Source organism: Synechococcus sp. R50.1 (genome assembly GCF_047462115.1).
Lineage (GTDB): Bacteria > Cyanobacteriota > Cyanobacteriia > Thermostichales > Thermostichaceae > Thermostichus.
The window spans coordinates 1-18,548 of the sequence record NZ_JANSIN010000001.1 but is presented as its reverse complement, the minus strand read 5'-3'; the positions used below and the strand labels follow the sequence as shown (position 1 = coordinate 18,548).

At 59.6% G+C, this 18,548-nt stretch carries 18 protein-coding genes and 1 pseudogene; 16 read left to right on the top strand and 3 right to left on the bottom strand.

Going from position 1 to position 18,548, the window contains the following annotated elements; translation table 11 throughout:
- Nucleotides 1–33: 33 nt before the first annotated feature.
- Nucleotides 34–1,071: an amino acid ABC transporter substrate-binding protein gene (locus tag NW870_RS00095; protein WP_414373172.1), complete on the bottom strand. Its 1,038-nt coding sequence runs from the start codon at nt 1,069–1,071 to the stop codon at nt 34–36.
- Nucleotides 1,072–1,334: 263 nt separating this feature from the next.
- On the opposite strand from NW870_RS00095, the gene NW870_RS00090 reads away from it, so the two are divergent.
- Entirely contained in the window at nt 1,335–2,123 is a 789-nt protein-coding gene (locus tag NW870_RS00090; RefSeq protein WP_011432567.1) for an amino acid ABC transporter ATP-binding protein, read from the top strand.
- A gap of 8 nt (nt 2,124–2,131) precedes the next feature.
- Here the strand turns inward: NW870_RS00090 and NW870_RS00085 are convergent, their stop codons facing one another.
- On the bottom strand, nt 2,132–2,974 hold the full coding sequence (locus NW870_RS00085) for a class I SAM-dependent methyltransferase (protein ID WP_414356380.1): 843 nt from the start codon (nt 2,972–2,974) through the stop codon (nt 2,132–2,134).
- Nucleotides 2,975–3,002: 28 nt separating this feature from the next.
- On the opposite strand from NW870_RS00085, the gene NW870_RS00080 reads away from it, so the two are divergent.
- The 12 genes from NW870_RS00080 (at nt 3,003) to NW870_RS00025 (ending at nt 13,072) form a co-directional block, all read left to right on the top strand.
- Entirely contained in the window at nt 3,003–3,218 is a 216-nt protein-coding gene (locus tag NW870_RS00080) for a DUF6479 family protein (protein ID WP_414356379.1), read from the top strand.
- Nucleotides 3,219–3,330: 112 nt separating this feature from the next.
- Nucleotides 3,331–4,746 (top strand): ABC transporter substrate-binding protein, encoded by a 1,416-nt coding sequence (locus NW870_RS00075; protein ID WP_414373169.1) that lies wholly within the window; start codon nt 3,331–3,333, stop codon nt 4,744–4,746.
- Nucleotides 4,747–4,815: 69 nt separating this feature from the next.
- Nucleotides 4,816–5,631, top strand: a complete 816-nt coding sequence (gene trpA / locus NW870_RS00070; protein WP_414356377.1) for a tryptophan synthase subunit alpha — start codon at nt 4,816–4,818, stop codon at nt 5,629–5,631.
- 468 nt (nt 5,632–6,099) lie between these two features.
- Nucleotides 6,100–6,621 carry a phycocyanin subunit beta gene (locus NW870_RS00065; protein WP_414343171.1) on the top strand — a complete coding sequence of 174 codons (522 nt, stop codon included), beginning with the start codon at nt 6,100–6,102 and terminating at the stop codon, nt 6,619–6,621.
- A gap of 140 nt (nt 6,622–6,761) precedes the next feature.
- On the top strand, nt 6,762–7,250 hold the full coding sequence (locus NW870_RS00060; RefSeq protein ID WP_011432574.1) for a phycocyanin subunit alpha: 489 nt from the start codon (nt 6,762–6,764) through the stop codon (nt 7,248–7,250).
- Between the two features lie 320 nt (nt 7,251–7,570).
- Nucleotides 7,571–7,840 carry a phycobilisome linker polypeptide gene (locus tag NW870_RS00055; protein ID WP_414349914.1) on the top strand — a complete coding sequence of 90 codons (270 nt, stop codon included), beginning with the start codon at nt 7,571–7,573 and terminating at the stop codon, nt 7,838–7,840.
- A 73-nt stretch (nt 7,841–7,913) separates the two neighbouring features.
- Entirely contained in the window at nt 7,914–8,684 is a 771-nt protein-coding gene (locus NW870_RS00050; protein WP_414356375.1) for a HEAT repeat domain-containing protein, read from the top strand.
- A 75-nt stretch (nt 8,685–8,759) separates the two neighbouring features.
- Entirely contained in the window at nt 8,760–9,401 is a 642-nt protein-coding gene (locus tag NW870_RS00045) for a HEAT repeat domain-containing protein (protein ID WP_414373168.1), read from the top strand.
- A 57-nt stretch (nt 9,402–9,458) separates the two neighbouring features.
- A complete protein-coding gene (locus NW870_RS00040; protein ID WP_414343146.1) occupies nt 9,459–10,184 on the top strand; it encodes a phycobilisome rod-core linker polypeptide in 726 nt (241 codons plus the stop codon).
- A gap of 124 nt (nt 10,185–10,308) precedes the next feature.
- Nucleotides 10,309–10,620, top strand: a complete 312-nt coding sequence (locus NW870_RS00035) for a DUF6825 family protein (RefSeq protein ID WP_414343148.1) — start codon at nt 10,309–10,311, stop codon at nt 10,618–10,620.
- On the top strand, nt 10,617–12,353 hold the full coding sequence (locus NW870_RS00030; protein ID WP_414373167.1) for an ABC1 kinase family protein: 1,737 nt from the start codon (nt 10,617–10,619) through the stop codon (nt 12,351–12,353). The genes NW870_RS00035 and NW870_RS00030 overlap by 4 nt, the downstream gene beginning before the upstream one ends.
- Nucleotides 12,353–13,072: a PP2C family protein-serine/threonine phosphatase gene (locus tag NW870_RS00025; protein ID WP_414373166.1), complete on the top strand. Its 720-nt coding sequence runs from the start codon at nt 12,353–12,355 to the stop codon at nt 13,070–13,072. Before NW870_RS00030 ends, NW870_RS00025 begins: the two co-directional genes overlap by 1 nt.
- An 11-nt stretch (nt 13,073–13,083) precedes the next feature.
- Here NW870_RS00025 and NW870_RS00020 read toward each other — a convergent pair whose 3' ends face one another.
- Complete coding sequence (locus tag NW870_RS00020; RefSeq protein WP_414373164.1) at nt 13,084–14,001, bottom strand: histone deacetylase; 918 nt, start codon at nt 13,999–14,001, stop codon at nt 13,084–13,086.
- A gap of 131 nt (nt 14,002–14,132) precedes the next feature.
- On the opposite strand from NW870_RS00020, the gene NW870_RS00015 reads away from it, so the two are divergent.
- The 3 genes and pseudogenes from NW870_RS00015 to NW870_RS00005 form a co-directional block, all read left to right on the top strand.
- Nucleotides 14,133–16,019 (top strand): serine/threonine-protein kinase, encoded by a 1,887-nt coding sequence (locus NW870_RS00015; protein ID WP_414373163.1) that lies wholly within the window; start codon nt 14,133–14,135, stop codon nt 16,017–16,019.
- Between the two features lie 3 nt (nt 16,020–16,022).
- Nucleotides 16,023–18,356 (top strand): transglycosylase domain-containing protein, encoded by a 2,334-nt coding sequence (locus NW870_RS00010; RefSeq protein ID WP_414373162.1) that lies wholly within the window; start codon nt 16,023–16,025, stop codon nt 18,354–18,356.
- A gap of 67 nt (nt 18,357–18,423) precedes the next feature.
- Nucleotides 18,424–18,548 (top strand): annotated as a pseudogene (locus tag NW870_RS00005) (IS5/IS1182 family transposase); the annotation flags it as partial.

The following is an 18,548-nucleotide window of genomic DNA, read 5'->3' as shown; positions in this document are numbered from 1 at the left end:
GGGATCCCTAGGCCCGGATTCCGAATCAGCCGATCAGCGGAAAGGCGGCGCGTACTGGATCCCACCTTTGGTGTAGGGCTGGTTCAAGCCCCGCGGCACGCCCAAGGGGGTCAGGTGGCGGTCGAAGATCTCGCCGTAGTTGCCCACCGCCTTGATGACATTGACCACCCAATCCGGCTTCAGGCCCAGCAGCTCTCCCAGGTTGCCTTCCTGGCCCAAGAAGCGGCGAATGTCCGGATCCTCGGACTTGAGGAACTCGTCCACATTGGCGCTGGTGATCCCCTTTTCTTCTGCATAGAAGAGGGCGTAGACCGTCCAGTTCATAATGTCGGAGAAACTCTCATCTCCGTGGGGAACCAGCGGCCCCAAGGGCTCTTTGGAGATCACCTCCGGCAAGATCACGTGGTCGTCGGGAGAAGCCAAGCTGGCCCGGCGGGAGATGAGGGCGCTTTGGTCGCTGGTGATGGCATCGCAACGGCCCTCTTCGTAGGCGTTGAAAGAGGAATCATCGCCGTCGAAGGTTACTGGCGTAAAGGCAATGCCACGGGCGCGGAAGGTATCCGCCAAGTTCAGCTCGGTGGTGGTGCCGGCAATCACACAGATGGTGGCCCCGTTCAGGTCTTCCAGCTTTTCCACCCCCAGCGACTTCCGCACCATAAATCCTTGGCCGTCGTAGTAGGTGGTGGGGCCGAAGGTCACCGCCCACTCGCGATCCCGGGTGAGGGTCCAGGTGGTGTTGCGGCTAATCATATCGACCTCGCCCGACTGAATCGCAGACTGGCGATTGGCCGCCGTCAGGTAGACGTATCGAACCTTGTCCGGATCTCCAAAGAGAGCGGCAGCTACCGCCCGGCAGATGTCGATATCAAAACCCACATACTTGCCTTGGTCATCCAGGTTGCCGAATCCGGGCAGTTGGTTGTTTACCCCACAGATCAACTCGCCCCGAGCCTTGATGCGGTCGGTGAGCGGCCCCAGCTGCGCCCAAGCGGGAAGGGACTGCAGGCCCATAGACAACGCCAGTGCCCCGGCCAAGGGAGCCAATCCGTTCAAATGCTTTATCCAGTTCATAAAATTACCCCATGTCAATCCTCAAGATCTTCGTCGTCAACAGTCGTTCATACACGGCACTTCAACCGAGATACCGTGCCATTGGGTTACACTCCTGCCACACCCCACACCCCATAGAATGGTTTGCCATAGGCGCCTACGATTTTCTCAAAGCCTTACATGTCAGGGCGTATGGAAATGTTGCAGAGGCTACGGTTGTGGCTCGGCCAGTTCTGCCATGGTACCCATGCCTGCTTTGGTGAAACTTAGGGAGTCACCCACCCATGCAAGGATCCCCGCACATAAGGTCTTCACTCTCTCCGCAAAGTGCAGCCAGCGCTGACATTATCCAATGCGAAGATGTTCACAAATGGTACGGCGATTTCCACGTCCTCAAGGGCATTACCACCCGCATCCGCCGCGGAGAGGTGGTGGTGGTCTGTGGGCCTTCAGGTTCGGGCAAGTCAACGTTTATTCGCACGTTGAACCGCTTAGAAGAACACCAGAGAGGGCGCATTGTGGTAGATGGCATTGAGCTAACCAGCGACCTGCGCAACATCGATGCCATTCGCCGCGAGGTGGGCATGGTTTTTCAACAGTTCAACCTGTTTCCCCATCTCACGGTTTTGCAAAATGTAACCCTTGGCCCAATCCACGTGAAAAAGATGAAAAAAAGTGAGGCGATAGAGCGGGCTATGGAACTGCTAAGCCGCGTGGGGATCGCCGAGCAAGCAGAAAAATACCCGGGGCAACTTTCGGGGGGGCAGCAGCAGCGGGTGGCGATTGCCCGCGCCTTGGCCATGAATCCGGCGGTGATGCTCTTCGATGAGCCCACCTCGGCCTTGGATCCAGAGATGATCAAGGAGGTGCTGGACGTGATGCGGGAGTTGGCCCGCTCGGGGATGACCATGGTGTGTGTAACCCACGAGATGGGCTTTGCCCGCGAGGTGGCGGATCGGATTATCTTCTTCGACCGCGGCAAGATCGTGGAGGAAAACACCCCCCAAGAGTTTTTCAGCAATCCGAAAGAAGAGCGCTCCCGCCTGTTTTTATCCCAGATCCTTTCCCACTAGCGAGTCCTTCAGAAGGGGGTGAGGCGTGCCAGAAAAGCCCCCTCCGGCTCTTGATAGACAATCTGCCCCTGCCAGCCGTTGGCGTGGGCACACTGCAGCAGGGTTTCCGGATCTACAAATAGCCAGGGAAAGGGATCCCCCCGCTGGCCGTTGTACTCGGCTACAAAGTTCACTACCTTGGCTTTTGCCTCGCTCCCTTCCTGCCAATCTTCTGAGCCACCTGCTTCGAGGTGGGCAGGCTCGGTCAGCTTGCCAGAGGGGCTTTCCCAGTTTTCTGATTCTCTTTCTGCCGGCAGATCCTCCAGATCCGCAGGGTTGCCGGCATCGCTCAGATCGGTGGAATCTAAGAGCAACTGCCCCGTGGGCTGGATCCAGTGCCGGGCCAAGCGCAAAAAATGCTCTAACCCCGACGGGGATCCCACCAAGCCGACGCCATTCATCAGCAACAGCAGCGTATCGAAGGGATCCTCCGGCCCCGGCCAGTGGAAAAGATCGGCGGCAATGCGGCAACGCACCCCCCGCTCTGCCATAATCTGCAAAGCCACAGGGGAGCGATCCAAAGCGGCCACGGCAAATCCTTCTTCCTGCAGCAGCAGGCTGTGGCGGCCCGTACCGGCGCCGATGTCTAGCACCCGACCGCGGCAGAGTTCCAAGGCCAAGGCTTCCACCTCCGGCAACTCTTGGGTGAAGAACACCTCTGGGGAGACCACCTGGGGCTCTTCCGCCAGCGGGATCCCCTCCAGGCTGTAGGCATGTAAGAGAAGGGATCCCTTGGCCTGTCCCCGATGCCAGTCCCACAGCGCTTGCTCCAAGGGATCCCGAAGTGGGTGATTCTCGACAGCCTTTATCATGGAAGGGGAAAGCTAAACCATTGACCCGATGGCCATCGTCGCCTTTCTTTACGGTGCCGCTATCGTCCTTTTGCTGATTGCAGCAGTGGTTTGGGCAACATCTCGGCAGTTCAACGCGGAGACCAGACCGCAGGCCGGCACCCCACCAGAAGAGCCCCCAGAAACCCCATCTGTTCCTGTTTCCATTGTGGAGCAGCTAGAGCGTCAATACCGCAACAGCCCTTCCTACCGTCCCCACCCTTAAGTTATTCTTCGAGAAGCCTCTGAAAATCCTTGAAAAGACGGGTTTTTGAGGATCCCTGAGGGCACGAGCAGTGTCTTTGCTGGCCGAAGGTCGGCGTTTTCTTCCCTGAATCATGGTTGTCAAGTCTCCGCCACCCATTGTCTACATCGTCCTGGGTCTATTGCTCCTCTGGGGCGGTCATCGTGCTTGGCGGGCGGGCTATGTTCGCTGGCCGGAAGGCATTTCTCTACCGCTAGTATCGCTGCCAGGGTTGGGGGGTGGAGCACAAGATCTGCTCCTGACCAGCGGCGAGCGCACCTTGTTTGCCGATAGCAGTCCCGCTGCCGTTGCCGCTGCAGAGCTGTTGCGCCAAGGTAACCTCAGCGCGGCCATCCCGGTGTTGGAGATGGGGCTGCAAAGCAACCGCAACGACCCGGAAGCTCGCATTTTCTTGAACAATGCCCGTGCCCAGCAGCAGGGCAGTCCCTTGAGCCTGGCGGTGGTGGTGCCCATCTCCAGCAACCCCAACCGCGCCAAAGAGACCCTGCGCGGGGTGGCGCAAGCTCAGGAGGAGCTTTTCCAACAGGGGGGAATCGGAGGACGGCTGCTGCGGGTAGTGATTGCCGACGATGGCGATAACCCTGAGCGAGCAGCAGCGGTGGCCAAAGCCCTGGTGGCGCAGCCTGAGATCTTGGGGGTGATTGGCCATAACACCAGCGATGCCACCCTGGCTGCAGCCGAGGTTTATCAGCCTGCCGGCTTGGCGATGATCTCCTCCACCTCCACCAGCACTCGCATCAGCATGCTGGGGGATGCCATTTTTCGCACCGTGCCCTCCGATCAAGTGGCCGGCACACAACTGGCCCGTTATGCTCTCAGCACGTTGCGGCTGCAAAGGGTGGCCATCTTCTACAACCCCAACAGCGCTTACAGTACCAGCCTGCGGGACGCCTTTGCCTCCACCCTGACCAGCGAAGGGGGCATCGTGCTGGCGGAGTTCGACTTATCGGCGTCGGACTTCAACCCCCAGGCCAGCCTGCAAAGGGCCGTCGGCCAAGGAGCCCAGGTAGCTTTTTTAGCTCCCACGGCTTCCGTAGCCGAAAAAGCGCTGGCCGTAGCCCGCGAGAACGCTGTAGCTGGTAAGCCCCTTGCTCTTCTGGGCGGCGATGTGCTCTTCAGCCTCACCACATTGCAAGAAGGGGGAGCAGCGGTAGAGGGCTTGGTGGTGGCGGTACCCTGGCATCCCCAGGTGCCGCGCAACCGCGAGTTTGCCCAGAAGGCAGCCCAGCTCTGGGGAGGGCAGGTGAGCTGGCGCACCGCTCTGGCCTACGACGCCACCCGGGCTTTTTTGCGAGCCATCCAGCAGGGATCCCCCAGCCGCAGCGCTGTTCTCGCCGCCCTGGGCGACCCGAACTTCCGCTTGCCGGACGGCGCTTCCGGAGAAGTGCGCTTCTTGCCCTCCGGCGACCGCAACGCTCCCAACGTGCTGGTGCGGGTTGAGCCCGGCAACCGCTCCGGTACCGGCTACGATTTTGTGCCTCTCCCCTAGGGATCCCGGCAGACGCTACAGTGGGGGATGCTCTCAACTCTCTCGATCTCCCCAGATCGGATGGATCCCATGCCCACTCGGATCACAGCCTGCTTTCAGGCGCTGCGCAGCCGTGGTGAAAAAGCCCTCATCCCCTACCTCACCGCTGGGGATCCCAACTTGGAAACCACCTTTGAGGCTTTGCAGGTTCTGGATCAGAGTGGCGCCGATCTCATCGAGCTGGGGGTACCCTACTCGGATCCCTTGGCGGATGGGCCGGTGATCCAAGCAGCAGCCACCCGCGCCCTCAGCCGGGGAGTCACTTTGGGCGCCATTCTACAAGGCTTGCGCCGCCTCTCTCTGCAGGCCCCCCTGATCCTGTTCACCTACTACAACCCCATCCACCAGCTCGGCATCCCCAACTTTCTGCATCAACTGCGGCAGGCCGGCTGTGCCGGTTTGGTCGTCCCCGATTTGCCTCTGGAAGAGGCGGGATCCCTGCGACAAGCAGCCCAGGCCGAAGAGATCGACCTCATCCTGCTGGTGGCCCCCACCAGCCCCCCGGAGCGCATGCGCCGCATTGCCCAGCAGTCCAGTGGCTTTGTCTACTTGGTCAGCACCACCGGCGTTACCGGCGAACGGGCCACCCTGGAAAAGCGGATCCCGGCTTTGCTGCAGCAACTGCGCCAACAAACCCCCCTGCCGATTGGGGTGGGCTTCGGCATCTCCACTCCCGACCAGGCCCGCCAGATCGCTCTCTGGGGAGCAGATGCGGCGATTGTGGGCAGCGCATTTGTGCAACGGCTGGCCAAAGCCCCCACGCCTGAAGAAGGACTGCAACAAATAGCTCACTTTTGTCGAGCCCTCAAAGCGGCCCTGCAAGAGGTGACCCCTCCAGAGCGCTGACCGAAGCGCGAGGAGCGTGGAGCGGCGGAAAAATCCCCCGGCTTTAGCCGTGGGGAGAACGTCAGTTCTGTTCAGGAGGGCGCCAACTCAGGTTGCTTCCATCTCAAAACAAATGTTTACATTCCGTAAGCCAGCCTGTAGACCCATTTCCCCCCTGCTGCGCCCCACAGTCGGGGGATCCCAGGCTAAGCAGACATTTTGGTATCGATGGGTTTGTAAATCTTCACAAAACACTCATCCCTCCCGCGATATAAAATTAGGCTGGATGCTCGGCTGTCTGAAAGTCGCAGAGGTTCTTGACCTATCTAAAAATTGGGGGGTTCGGTGGGGGTAGTTTTGAGCAGCCTGCTGCCACGGAATCCCCAGTTTTTGGAGGTCAAAGAGGATCCCGCAAAAAAGCTTGGGATTTGGCTTTTGGGAGGTTCAGCCAGTCGCTCATCGCTTTTTGGAAAGACCAGAAGGAGATCCATCATGCAAGACGCCTTTACCCGGGTGATCGCTCAGGCAGATGCACGCGGTGCCTTTTTAAGTGACCAAGACTTTGACCGTCTGGCGGCTTTGGTGGCAGAGGGCAACAAGCGCCTGGATGCCGTCAACCGCATGACCAGCAACGCCGCCCAAATCGTAACCAACGCAGCTCGGTCTTTGTTTGCTCAAGAGCCGGATCTGATCGCTCCCGGTGGCAATGCCTACACCAACCGTCGCATGGCCGCCTGCCTACGGGACATGGAGATCATCCTGCGCTACATCACCTATGCCACTTTGGCCGGGGATAGCTCTGTGCTGGAAGATCGCTGCCTGAACGGCCTGCGGGAAACCTACATTGCTCTGGGGGTGCCCACCACTTCTGTGGCCAATGCCATTGCTGCTATGAAGAAGGAAGCGCTGGCCAAGATCATGGATCCGAAGGGCATCACTCCTGGGGACTGCTCGGCGCTGCAAAGCGAAGTGGCCAGCTACTTCGATAAGGCTGCTGCCGCCATCGTTTGAGCTTTGGGTCGAAGCTGGCTTAGTCGTCCCTTTTTAGATCGGTTAGATCCCTTCATTTCTGATAGGCAGGTGGAGATCCAGTCCGCCTTTCCTACAGAATGTTCGTTAACAACACAATTGATGAATTTAGGAGTTGCAAGGTGAAAACCGTCATCACTGAAGCGATTGCTGCCGCTGACAATCAAGGGCGTTTTCTGAATGCCAGCGAGCTGCAGGCCGTGAATGGTCGTTACCAGCGTGCTGCTGCTTCTCTGGAAGCGGCCCGTGTCCTAACCAACAATCAGCAAACCCTGGTGCGGGAAGCGGTGCAGGAAGTGTTCAAGAGGTTCCCTTACTTGACCCAGCCGGGTGAAATGGGCCACGGCGATGTGTTTCAGGCCAAGTGTGCCCGCGACATCGGCTACTACCTCCGCTTCATCACCTATTCCCTGGTTGCGGGTGGCACCGGCCCCCTCGATGAATACTTGGTAGCCGGGCTGCGGGAAGTGAACCGCTCCTTTAACCTCTCTCCGAGCTGGTACATCGTGGCTCTGCAGTACATGAAGAGCCGCGCTCTGGGCATGCTGAGCGGCCAAGCGGCCAACGAAGCTGCCATCTACTTCGATTACGCCATCAACGCCCTCAGCTAAGGGATCCCAGGGCAAAGATCCCCGCTTGTTGGGAGGGGACGATCTCTTTCTTCGTCTTCCAAGTGTGTATCTCTCCAGAGCAGGCGGCGGCTCCAGAGAGGTCTATTCCACCTGTTTCTAGGTTGGCTTAGCGCCTCGGCTCCCTTTGAGCCAGTTGGGTTAGTCGCCTGCTCTCTAGTCTGGGGGAGTTAACCTCTGGGTTCTAGACATTGCCTGGTGGCAACGCGGCTGGCCCGCAAAAGTAGCCGGTACAGCTTGTCCGGCGCTTGGTTGCCCCTGACAGTCCTCTAAACGAAATCTGATAATAATTGGGGAAAGCGATGTTCGGTCAAAGCACCACCAGCCCTGAAGCTCTGACAGAAGCCGGCAGCCGGGTTTACCGAGTTGAGTACACCGGCCTGCTCAACCCTCCCGATGCTCTGGCCACCTCTGCCAAAGTTCGCCGCAGCACCCTGAGCGCCACCGTCCCCTACAGTCGGTTGTCTGCCGAGATGCAGCGCATTCTGCGGATGGGTGGCAAAATCGTGCAGGTCACTGCCTTGTCGGGAGCCAATGCCTCTCCTGCTCAGGACAACGGTGCTGCTGAGTAAGGGATGCTCGACGGCTAACTGAAGTTACCGGCAAGGTTGCCCAGGTGTCATGAACAGCTCTGCAACGGTTCGTATGGCATCCAACACGGCGGTGCTGCCACAGCAGCTTAGCTGGGAGCAGGCGATAGCCCGGCTGCAAGGGGATGACTTGCAAGATCGCTACTATGCCGCCTGGTACTTGGGCACAGTTCGGGATCCACGTGGGGTAGAGCCACTGCTTTTGGCGTTGCAGGATGAACGGGATCGCACCGCCTTGGGGGGCTATCCTCTGCGCCGCAATGCTGCCAAGGCCCTGGGGCAAATCGGGGACTTGCGGGCCGTGCCCGGTTTGATCGAGGCCCTCACCTGTACTGACTTCCACGTGCGGGAAGAGGCTGCCTATGCCTTGGCTCAATTGGGGGACAAGCGAGCAGTGGATCCCTTGCTGGCACTGTTGCAGTCTCGCGAACAGGATCAGCCCTGGGAAGCCCTTATCGAGGCACTGGGCCAGCTTCAGGCCACCGAGGCTGAGGCAGCAATCCGACCCTTTTTGAGCCATCCCTCCGAACGGGTGCGTTCGGCAGCGGCTTGGGTGCTCTACCGCTTTACGCAAGCCGAGGAGCTGACCCAAATCCTAGTGGCGCTCCTGGCCCACTCCAACTCCAGCTTGCGACAGGCCGCTTTGTTCGACCTGGCCGAATCGGGATGGGTGGCGGGGGCACCGCTGTTGGCAACAGCCGACGTAGCGCTCAACCTGCGCATCAATGCTCTGAAGCGGCTGTTCGATGTGGCGCTTCAGTTGGGGCGGGTACCGCCGGCTCAGGTGGCGGCAGCGATCCTTCCGCAACTGGAGAGGCTCTTTTAGGATTTTGGGGCGCTCAGTGCCTTTGATTTAGATCATTTCAGATGCTTCAACTGTACCTTTGACTACTCGTTGCTTATGTCCTCCACCTCGGCTGCTCAAGCGCTTCCCACTGCTGTGGCTCAACTGGCGGCAGAGTTGGAGCAGGCCACGTCGCCTGAGGACTTGCTGCGGGTGGTGAGGGCGCTGGGGGCTCTGGGCCAAGTGGAAGGGATCCCCATCTTAATTCGCGCCTTTGGGTTTAATCGCCCTGCAGTTGGGGAGGCTGCTCTGGAGGAGGTGCTGCGCTTTGGGGAAGCCGCGGTGCAGCCCTTGCTGAGCCATATTGACGGTTTTGACTATGGGGCGCGGGCCTATTCGGTGCGGGCTCTGGCCCGTATTGGCCATGGGGATGCCTACCCCTTTTTGGCGGAAGCCATTGTAGCGGACTTTGCCCCCAGTGTGCGACGGGCGGCGACCCGTGGGCTAGGACGAGTGGCGGCCAAGCGGCCCTTGCTCGATCAAGAGCGAGCCTTGCAACTGTTGCGGCAATGTCTTGCCGATGCCGATTGGGGAGTCCGCTACGCCGCCGTTGGATCCCTGACGGACTTGGCTCGCCAGGGTGAACAATCTCTGCGCCCCTCAGTCGAGGCTGCGCTCCAGATGGCCCTGGAAGATGCCGATCCTCTGATCCCTCTCCGCGCCCAGATGAGCTGGCAGGAATTGGCTGCTGAGCCTTAGCTTCCCTGCTCTAGTGTGTCTTTCTCGGTTTTTCTCGTTTTTTCAGGAGCACCACCTATGTCTCTTCCGTTGCTTGCCGATCGCCCCACCACCCAAAATGAACGGGTGCCTCGCTACTTTGTAGCCAGCGACGAAACCCCGCCGGTCTACCGTCCTGACGACCCGACAGGAATTGACAACATCATTCGCGCCGCCTATCGCCAGATCTTCAGCGAGCATCTGATGCTGGAGAGCTATCGGCAAAAAGCTCTGGAATCCCAGTTGCGCAACGGGGCAATCTCGGTCAAAGAGTTTGTGCGCGGCCTGGGCAAGTCGGAGGTGTACCGGGATCTGGTCATGGTTCCCAACGACAACTACCGCTTCATCGAGGTCACCTTCCAGCGCTTTTTGGGTCGGCCCACCTACAGCCAACAGGAGCGCATCAAGTACTCCATCATCGTTGCCACCAAGGGGCTAGATGGCTTCATCGACGCTGTGGTGGATAGCGAAGAGTACAATGCCGCCTTTGGGGACGATGTGGTGCCTTACCAACGCCGTCGCCTGTCGGAAAAGCCCGCCAACCTGGTAACCCCCCGCTATGGAGCTCGTTGGCGCGATGTCTCCGGCGTGAAGCGCTCGACGCGGGAAGTGGTGCGCACCTATCGTCTCACCCGTCCTCCCAAACCCGGGGATCCAGAAAACTTCCTCAACATGGCCCGCATGCTCAATCCCAAGCCGGCTGCACGGCAAAACATCAGCGTCTTCGATCTGAAGATCCCTGACATGACCACCAACCGCCGCTAGGACTGGACGAACTCCCCAATCCGCCGGGCCGATCGATCCGCTGCTGTTCGGGTGGGTCGGCTCGCCGCTGTGTTTGAGCAGGATTCGTTATAATCTGGGTGATGCTTCTTAACACTTGGGTCGCATGAAGAATCCGGTTGTGCAGGCTTTTTTTGTCGGCAAGGCTGTGGCAGACGTTCTGCGCGAGCGTTTGGAAAGCGCCCTCACCGATATTGCCGGGGAAGTGGGCAAGGTGTGGGCCGAGCTGCAGGAGGGCTGGCAAACCTTTGCCCAGGATGTCATGACCCGGGCTGAGGCAGAAGCATCCATGGCCGCCCAGGAAAGGGTGCCGCTGCCTTTCCAGACAGAAGATTTGCAGGCAACTCTGGACGACTTGCGGGCGGAAGTGGCGCAGCTGCGCTCCGAGTTGCAGAAGTACCGGAGTCGAAACGCTTGAACGCGAGCCTTTTGGGATCCCGGACTTCTTTGGGATCACAACCCGTCAAGCCCTATACCGCCTACCGCTGGGCCCGGGAGAACTATACTCGCCAGGGCCGCATGCTGGACATTTGGCGATTTGTGCTCACCTGGCTGTTTTACCTTTGGCTGGATCAGCAGGCTTGGAGCTATGGGGGACAACCCACGCCCGAGCGAAAGGCCCAGCGCCGCCGGGCCAGAGCCATTTGGATCCGCGAAACGCTGCTTAACTTAGGCCCTACTTTTATTAAAGTGGGGCAGTTTTTCTCCACCCGCGCCGATCTCTTCCCCTCGGAATATGTCGAGGAGCTCTCCAAGCTGCAGGATCGGGTGCCTGCTTTCAGCTACGAACAGGTGGCGGCAATTGTGCAGCAGGAGCTGGGCAGGCCGATCACCCAAATCTACAGCTACTTTGATCCCACCCCTTTGGCCGCTGCCAGCTTGGGGCAGGTGCATCGCGCCAAGCTGAAAACCGGGGAAGAGGTGGTGGTGAAGGTGCAGCGTCCGGGGCTGACCCGGCTGTTCACCATCGATTTGGAGATCTGCCGTGGGATTGCCGAGTTCTTTCAGTATCGCACCTCTTGGGGCGGGCCGGGCCGCGACTGGATCGGCATCTACGAAGAGTGTCGGCGCACCCTCTGGGAAGAGGTGGATTACCTCAATGAGGGCCGCAATGCCGATACCTTCCGTCGCAACTTTCGGGATATGCCGCAAATTGCTGTTCCCAAAGTGTATTGGCGTTACACCTCTCCTCGCCTGTTGACATTGGAATACCTGCCGGGGATCAAAATCAGCGATTACGAAGCCCTGAGCGCGGCGGGGCTGGATCGCAAGGTTTTGGCTCGTCTGGGGGCAGAGGCTTATCTGCGGCAACTGCTCAAGGATGGCTTTTTTCACGCCGATCCCCACCCCGGCAACATTGCCGTGAAGCCCGATGGCACGTTGATCTTCTACGACTTCGGCATGATGGGCCGCCTGCCCTCCGATGTGAAAGAAAAGCTGATGGGCACGCTGGCAGGTGTGGTCTCCAAAAATGCCGATCAGGTGGTGGCCTCGCTGGTGGAACTGGGGGTGCTGGTGCCCACCGCCGATCTGGCTCCGGTGCGCCGCTCGGTGCAGTACATGCTGGATCACTTTATGGACAAACCCTTTTCCGGCAACTCAGGAGAAATCTCGGTGGCGGCCATTAGCGAAGACCTTTACGAGCTGGCCTACGATCAGCCGTTTCGTTTTCCGGCTACCTTTACTTTTGTGATGCGGGCCCTGACCACGCTGGAGGGATTGGGGAAAGGGTTGGATCCGGAGTTCGACTTTATGGAGGTGGCCAAACCCTTTGCGGAAGAGCTGATGAGTTTAAACGGAAGCAAGACTGAGACCCTCTTGGCCCAGGTTGGCCGTCAAGCGGCTGAGTTCACCAGCAGCAGTCTCAGTTTGCCGCGCCGGATCGAATTGACCTTGAGCAAGTTGGAACAAGGGGAGCTGCGCCTGCGGGTGCGATCCAGCGAGACGGAGCGCTTGTTGCGCAAGCTGAACAACACCGGGCTGGGAGTTAGTTATGCAGTGTTGTTTGCGGCCTTTTTTTTGAGCGCAACTCAGCTCTTTTTGGCCGGACATGCTACCTTAACGGTTATCACTTTGGTTTTGGCTGCCCTCGCTGCTCTTGCTTTAATCAGAGTACTCTTAAGGTTGAATCGGTCAGAGCGATTGATGTGATGCGACGATATGCCTGCGCTACGGATCCCGGCAAGATCCGCAGCAGCAATCAGGATGCCTACTACTGCGATCCGGAGGGGCGCTATTTTATTGTTGCCGATGGTATGGGAGGACATGCTGCCGGGGCTACAGCCAGCCTGTTGGCTGTCGAGACCATCCGAGAATATCTGGATCGAGGCTGGAAAAACGTGCCGGCGCCCCGGTTGCTCAGCGAAGCCGTAGAAGCGGCCAACAGTGCCATCCTCAAGGATCAGCGGGAGAATCCAGAACGGGCAGACATGGGCACTACGGTGGTGGTGGCCATGGTGGATCCCAATGACAACTGCTGGAGCGCTCACATCGGTGATTCTCGCCTCTATCGCCTACGGGGATCCGAGATGCAGCAAATGACAGAGGATCACACCTTGGTGGCCCGCTCCATTCGACTGGGGGAGTTGACCTACGAGCAGGCCCGGATTCACCCCTGGCGACATATTCTCGAGCGCTGCCTGGGCCGGCCTGATGTGGGGCCGCCTTCTGTGCAGCCGATTACCGTGCGTCCGGGGGATCGCCTGCTGTTGTGTAGCGACGGCCTGACGGAGGAGTTAGACGACGAAGTGATCATCGAGTATTGCCTGCAGGTGGAAGATTTGGAGCAACTTCCCCTAAAGCTCATCGAGGCGGCCAAAGAGCGGGGCGGGCGAGACAACATCACAGTAGTGATTGCCGAATACGCCTAGTTTGCGCCCGGCTAAAGACGGTATTGGCGGTACACTTCGCTGGCAGCCCGGTGCAGCAGGGAGTGGCGATACACGAGGCGGTTGAGGTCTTTGCCGTAGCCGCCGCCGATGACGCAGGCGACAGGATAGCCCTGCTTTAGACAAGTGTTCAGCACTTGCATGTCCCGCCGAAACAGGCCCTGGTCGCTAAGGGCCAGCTTGCCCAGGAGATCTTCCTCGTGGGGATCCACACCGGCATCGTAGAGCACCAGGTCAGGGCGCACCTGAGCCAACAGATCGGGCAAGTGGTCGGCCAAAGTCTGGAGATAGGCTTCATCTTCCATGCCTACTGGCAGGGGCACGTCCAGGTCGCTCTGTTGTTTGGTGGCGGGGAAGTTGGCCTCGCAGTGCATGGAAAAGGTGAACACCCGCGGCTCGGAGCGAAAGATCCAAGCAGTGCCATCTCCTTGATGGACATCCAGATCCACGATCAAGAGCCTTTGCACCAGCCCTTGCTGCAGCAGGACTTGGGCGGCAATGGCCAGGTCGTTGAAGATACAAAAGCCGGAGCCGTAGGCGGGGAAGGCATGGTGGGTGCCGCCGGCGGTGTTGCAGGCCAAGCCATGGCGCAGGGCCAATTGGGCAGTCAGGATGGTGCCGCCCACCGCTCGACAGGTGCGCTGTACCAGCTCTGGGCTCCAGGGCAGGCCGATACGCCGCTGCAATTTGGCTTCCAGGGATCCCTCACAGTAGGCTCTGACGTACTCAGGGGTATGTACCGACTCAATCCAGGCGAGGGAGGGCAGCTCGGGGTGGTGCACTTGTTGGGGGCGGATCACCCCTTCCTGCAGCAGCAGCTCTTGCAAGAGGCGAAATTTTGGCATGGGAAAGCGGTGGTCCGGCGGCAGGGGGGCACTGTAGTCGGGGTGGTAAACAATTGGCAAAGACATCAAGGGCAACTGGATTGACGGCGGCGAGCATGGCCTATAACGGCTCCAGTGCTTATGGTAGAGGTAGCCCGCTCCTGCCGGATCCCTTCGAGACTCTTGCAAACCTGTTCTCTGTACCGCCGCGATTCCCTATGTTTACTGCGTCGGATCCCTTTTTGGGTCGCCTCTTGGCTCAGCGTTATCGACTCGTACATCTGCTGGGACAGGGAGGCATGGGGCGAGTCTATTTGGCTCAAGATTTGCTCTTTGGTGGGGTGGAAGTGGCCGTCAAGCTGCTCTCCCAGCCGGCAATGGATCGGCGCACCCGCCTGCGCTTTGAACGGGAAGCGAAAGCCTGCGCGGCTTTGGGCCAAAAAAGCCTGCACATTGTCAAAGTCAATGACTATGGTATTACCCCCGATGAGGTGCCCTTCTATGTGATGGAATACCTGAACGGCAAGACCCTCAAGGATATTCTGGCCGCGGGGGCTTTGCCTTTGGAGCGCTTTTTCCGGCTGGCCCGCCAAATTGGCCTGGGGTTAAAGGCGGCCCACGAGGGGATCCTCATGGAAGGGCAAAGGGTACAGGTGATCCACCGCGATTTGAAGCCGGCCAATGTGATCGTGGTGGCCGATGACAGTTTTGGGGAACTGGCGAAGCTGGTGGATTTCGGCATTGCCAAGCTGCTCAATAGCCATGAATCTTTGAGCTTTACCCATGCCTACCTGGGAACGCTGGCCTATTCTTCCCCAGAACAACTGGAGGGATCCCCTCTGGACGTCCGTTCCGACATCTACAGCTTCGGGATCATGCTGTACCAGATGGTGTCCGGGGAGATGCCCCTCAAGCCCACCACCGAATCTTTCCCGGGCTGGTACCAGGCCCACCACAAGCGCCGCCCCATTCCTCTGGAAGACCTGGGATTGAAGTTCGCGCTGCCCGCCGGTTTATCCGACTTGATCCTCAGTTGCCTGGCCAAAGATCCTGCCGCCCGCCCGCAATCGGTGGCTAACGTGTTGACGGAGCTGGAGCACATTCAAGCCAGAGCACAGGGATCTATTGCCCCTCAGGTCCCAGTCGCCTCGTCGGAAGAGGCTGCCTCTGGCCCACTTTCTGGAGGTCTCCCTGCCGCTGCGCCGTCCTTGGTTACAGCCGGTACTCTGCGGCTCAGGCCCCTGACGGCGGTCGCCGAGGTCGAGAACGGGGGATCCCTGCTTTGGGTGCGCCTGATTCCCTTTCTGATGGGCGGGCTGCTGGGCTTGACCTTGGTGAGTTGGGGATGGGGACGGTTTCTCCAGCGCCCCTCGGCCCCCCGTGTTTCCGGGCCAGGATCTCGTCCGGCAGTGGCAGATTCCACTGCCCCAGAGAATGTCCATCCTATGCCTGGGGAGCTTGTCCCTGAGCCCCTTGTTTTGGCTTCAGAGCAGAACGGACGGCGGGATCCCGCACCGGAGCTGGAACCCTACACCCGGAGCGAGCCGTTGTTTCGCGCCTTTCCCCTGGAGACTTCCCGCGAGACGGTACGAGCCAGCCTGGGATCCCCCAACCAGCAGGGGCATGGTGCTTGGCCCAACACCGTGTATGACCTGTATCGCCTTGGCGGGGTGAACCTGGGCCTGCTCTACGACGCATCCAGTCTGGCCCTGCGGCAAACCGAAGCCACCGTCACCGATGGCGTACCCACCCCTCAAGTGGAAGGACTCTTGGAGGATATGCTGCAAGCCCCCTTGCCTGCTCAACTGCAGCGAGAACTGCAGGCTGTGCGCGAGGGACGTTCCGAGCGGGTACAATTCCGCGTTGGCCCCTGGGCCGGCAGGATCGAACGCAACGCCCAAGGCCATCTTTACATGGCCCTCTGGGATCCCACGCTGCCCAGCGGTGCTCCACCACCTTCCCCCTCCTCTCCCACCCTACCCCCGGCTGCCCCCGTTGCCCGGCCTCCCAAGGCCCGTAACCTCAATTCAGCAGCAGGCGGCCCTCGTCCCGGCCAGACCATGCAGGAGCTGCTGCGCCGTGCGCGCGAATTGCGGGGGGACTGAGCCATGTCTGCTTCTGAAGACAAAAAGCCGCTGTTGGGCACCGTCGCTCGCCTCTTCAAAACTCTGGCGAGGCCTTTCCCTGTCGGGCCTACAGCTCTCCTCAAACCCCCCGAACCTCCTCCCCCCAAGCGCCCGGTGCGCCTGCGGATTACCTGCCCAGGAGAGCCCCCCCAGGTGGTTGCCCTGAAGGGATCCGACATTCTCGGTCGCAGCCAGACGGTGGCCACCATTCGCATCCCTGCCCCCGCGGTGAGCCATCTCCACGCCCACATCCGTCCCCGCCCGGATTGGCGCCTGCCCGGTCTGGGTTGGCGGATCCCGTTGCCCCCTATTCTCTACTGGCTGGGGTGGAATGCCGGTCGCTACCAGCTAGAAGATCAAGACTCGACCAACGGCGTTTTCCGCCTCAAACCCTTCGGTGGTGTCGAGCGGGTGCGCCGGGTGATCTTGCGGCATGGCCAGCAACTGAGCCTTGGCCCGCCTCGGGATCCGGAGAGCGTCTGGATTCAAGTGCTGGATCCACCCCCACCACAGGTGTATGGGGTGCGCGGCTGCCTCATCCTGATGGTGGTCTTGGGGCTGGGGGCGAGGATTTGGATCGGCCATGAGTGGAGCAAGTTCTCAGTGGAGCCACCCCTCTCCGCAGATCGCAACCCCCTGATCGTCCTGGCCGGGGATCAGCAGACGGAGCTGCGCCGCCATCAGGGGGACACCTACCGGGAGCTGCCCAACCTAGAAGCTTTTGGGCCGATTTTGCCCAAGGTGGTGGTCGCCGCCGAAGATCACCGCTTTTACTCCCACTTTGGGGTGGATCTGCTGGGCATTGCCCGCGCCTTTTGGGTGAACCTGCGCTCGGGGGAAGTGCAGCAGGGGGGCAGCTCCATCAGCCAACAACTGGCCCGAACCGTGCTGCGGGACTACACCGGCTCCGGCAACACCTTCGGGCGCAAGCTGCGGGAGGCCGTCGCTGCCCTGAAGCTGGAACAGCGCTACAGCAAAGACGAAATCCTCGCTCTCTACCTCAACAATGTTTACCTGGGCAACGGCATCTACGGCTTTGAGACTGCCGCCCAGTTCTATTTCGGGATCCCAAGCCGCCAGCTCAGCCTTTCCGAAGCTGCGACTCTGGCGGCCATTTTGCCCGCGCCCAATGCCTTTAACCCTGTCGCCAACTATGATGCCGCCGTTCGGGGCCGGGATCGGGTGTTGGATCGCCTGAGCGAGCTGAAAGTCTTCCCCGAAGAGGAGATTCGGCGGGCCCGGCGCAGTCGCCTCACCCTCAACCCCAATTTGCGCTCCCAAACCTCGACAGTTGCTCCCTACTTTTACAGTGCCGTCTTCCAGGAGCTGCGGCAGCTCTTGGGCCAAGACCTCTCGGCAGAGGGCAACTTCATCATCGAAACCACGGTGCATTTGCCCTACCAGCGTTTGGCAGAGCAAGTCCTGGCCCAAACGGTGCGCGAGTCCGGATCCCGCTTGGGCTTCAGCCAAGGCGCTTTGGTCAGTCTCGACAGCCGCAACGGTGAAGTGCTGGCTTTGGTGGGCGGGATCGACTACAACGCCAGCCCCTTCAACCGGGCTACCCAAGCTCAAAGGCAGCCGGGCTCCACCTTCAAAGTGTTCACGTATGCGGCTGCCCTCACCCAGGGGATCCCTCTCTCCCAAGTGTTGTCTTGCGAGCCCCTCACCTGGGGCAACCTCACCTTTCGGGGCTGTCGCTCGGGATCGGCCCCTATGGATTTGGCCCGCGGCCTGATCCTCTCCGAAAACGTGATTGCCCTGCGGTTGGCCCAACAAGTAGGTCTAGAGCAAGTGGTGGCGACGGCCCGGCAAATGGGCATCCAATCGCCGTTGCAACCCTATCCTTCTATGGTGATTGGCACAATGGAGGTGAACTTGCTGGAGTTGACAGCAGCCTTCACTCCTTTTGCCAATCGTGGCCTTTGGTCAAGGCCCCACACCATCCGCCGCATCTTGGATAGCAGCGATTGCGCCAACCCCAACGACTTTCGCACCTGCCGTGAGATTTACCCTGGTCGGGAGGATCCCCGTTCTCAGCGACTTGTCTTACCAGAAACCGTCGCCCAACAGATGACAACCGTACTGCAAGGGGTGATCAGCTCCGGCACCGGTACTACTGCCCGGCTCGGCATTGGAGAAGCCGGTAAAACCGGCACCACCACCGCCAACAAGGATCTGCTCTTTATCGGCTACACGCCCAACCCTCCCCTGGTGACCGGCATTTGGCTGGGCAATGATGACTCTAGCCCAACACGAGGAAGCAGCAGCATAGCCGCTCAAACTTGGGGAAATTACATGAGACAAGTCATTCAATAGTTCGAAAATGGCTAGGTCGTGTTGATCTTATGTTAGGATAGAGAGAATAATTTATAGAGGAAAGAGGATGAAGTTGGTTTTTTTAGATGAAAACAAATGGCAGAAGATATTGGCTTTTTTACAGACAGAAGAGAGAGTTAACATTGGGAAAGAAGCAAACTGCAAACAGTTTATTGAAGCAGTTCTTTGGAT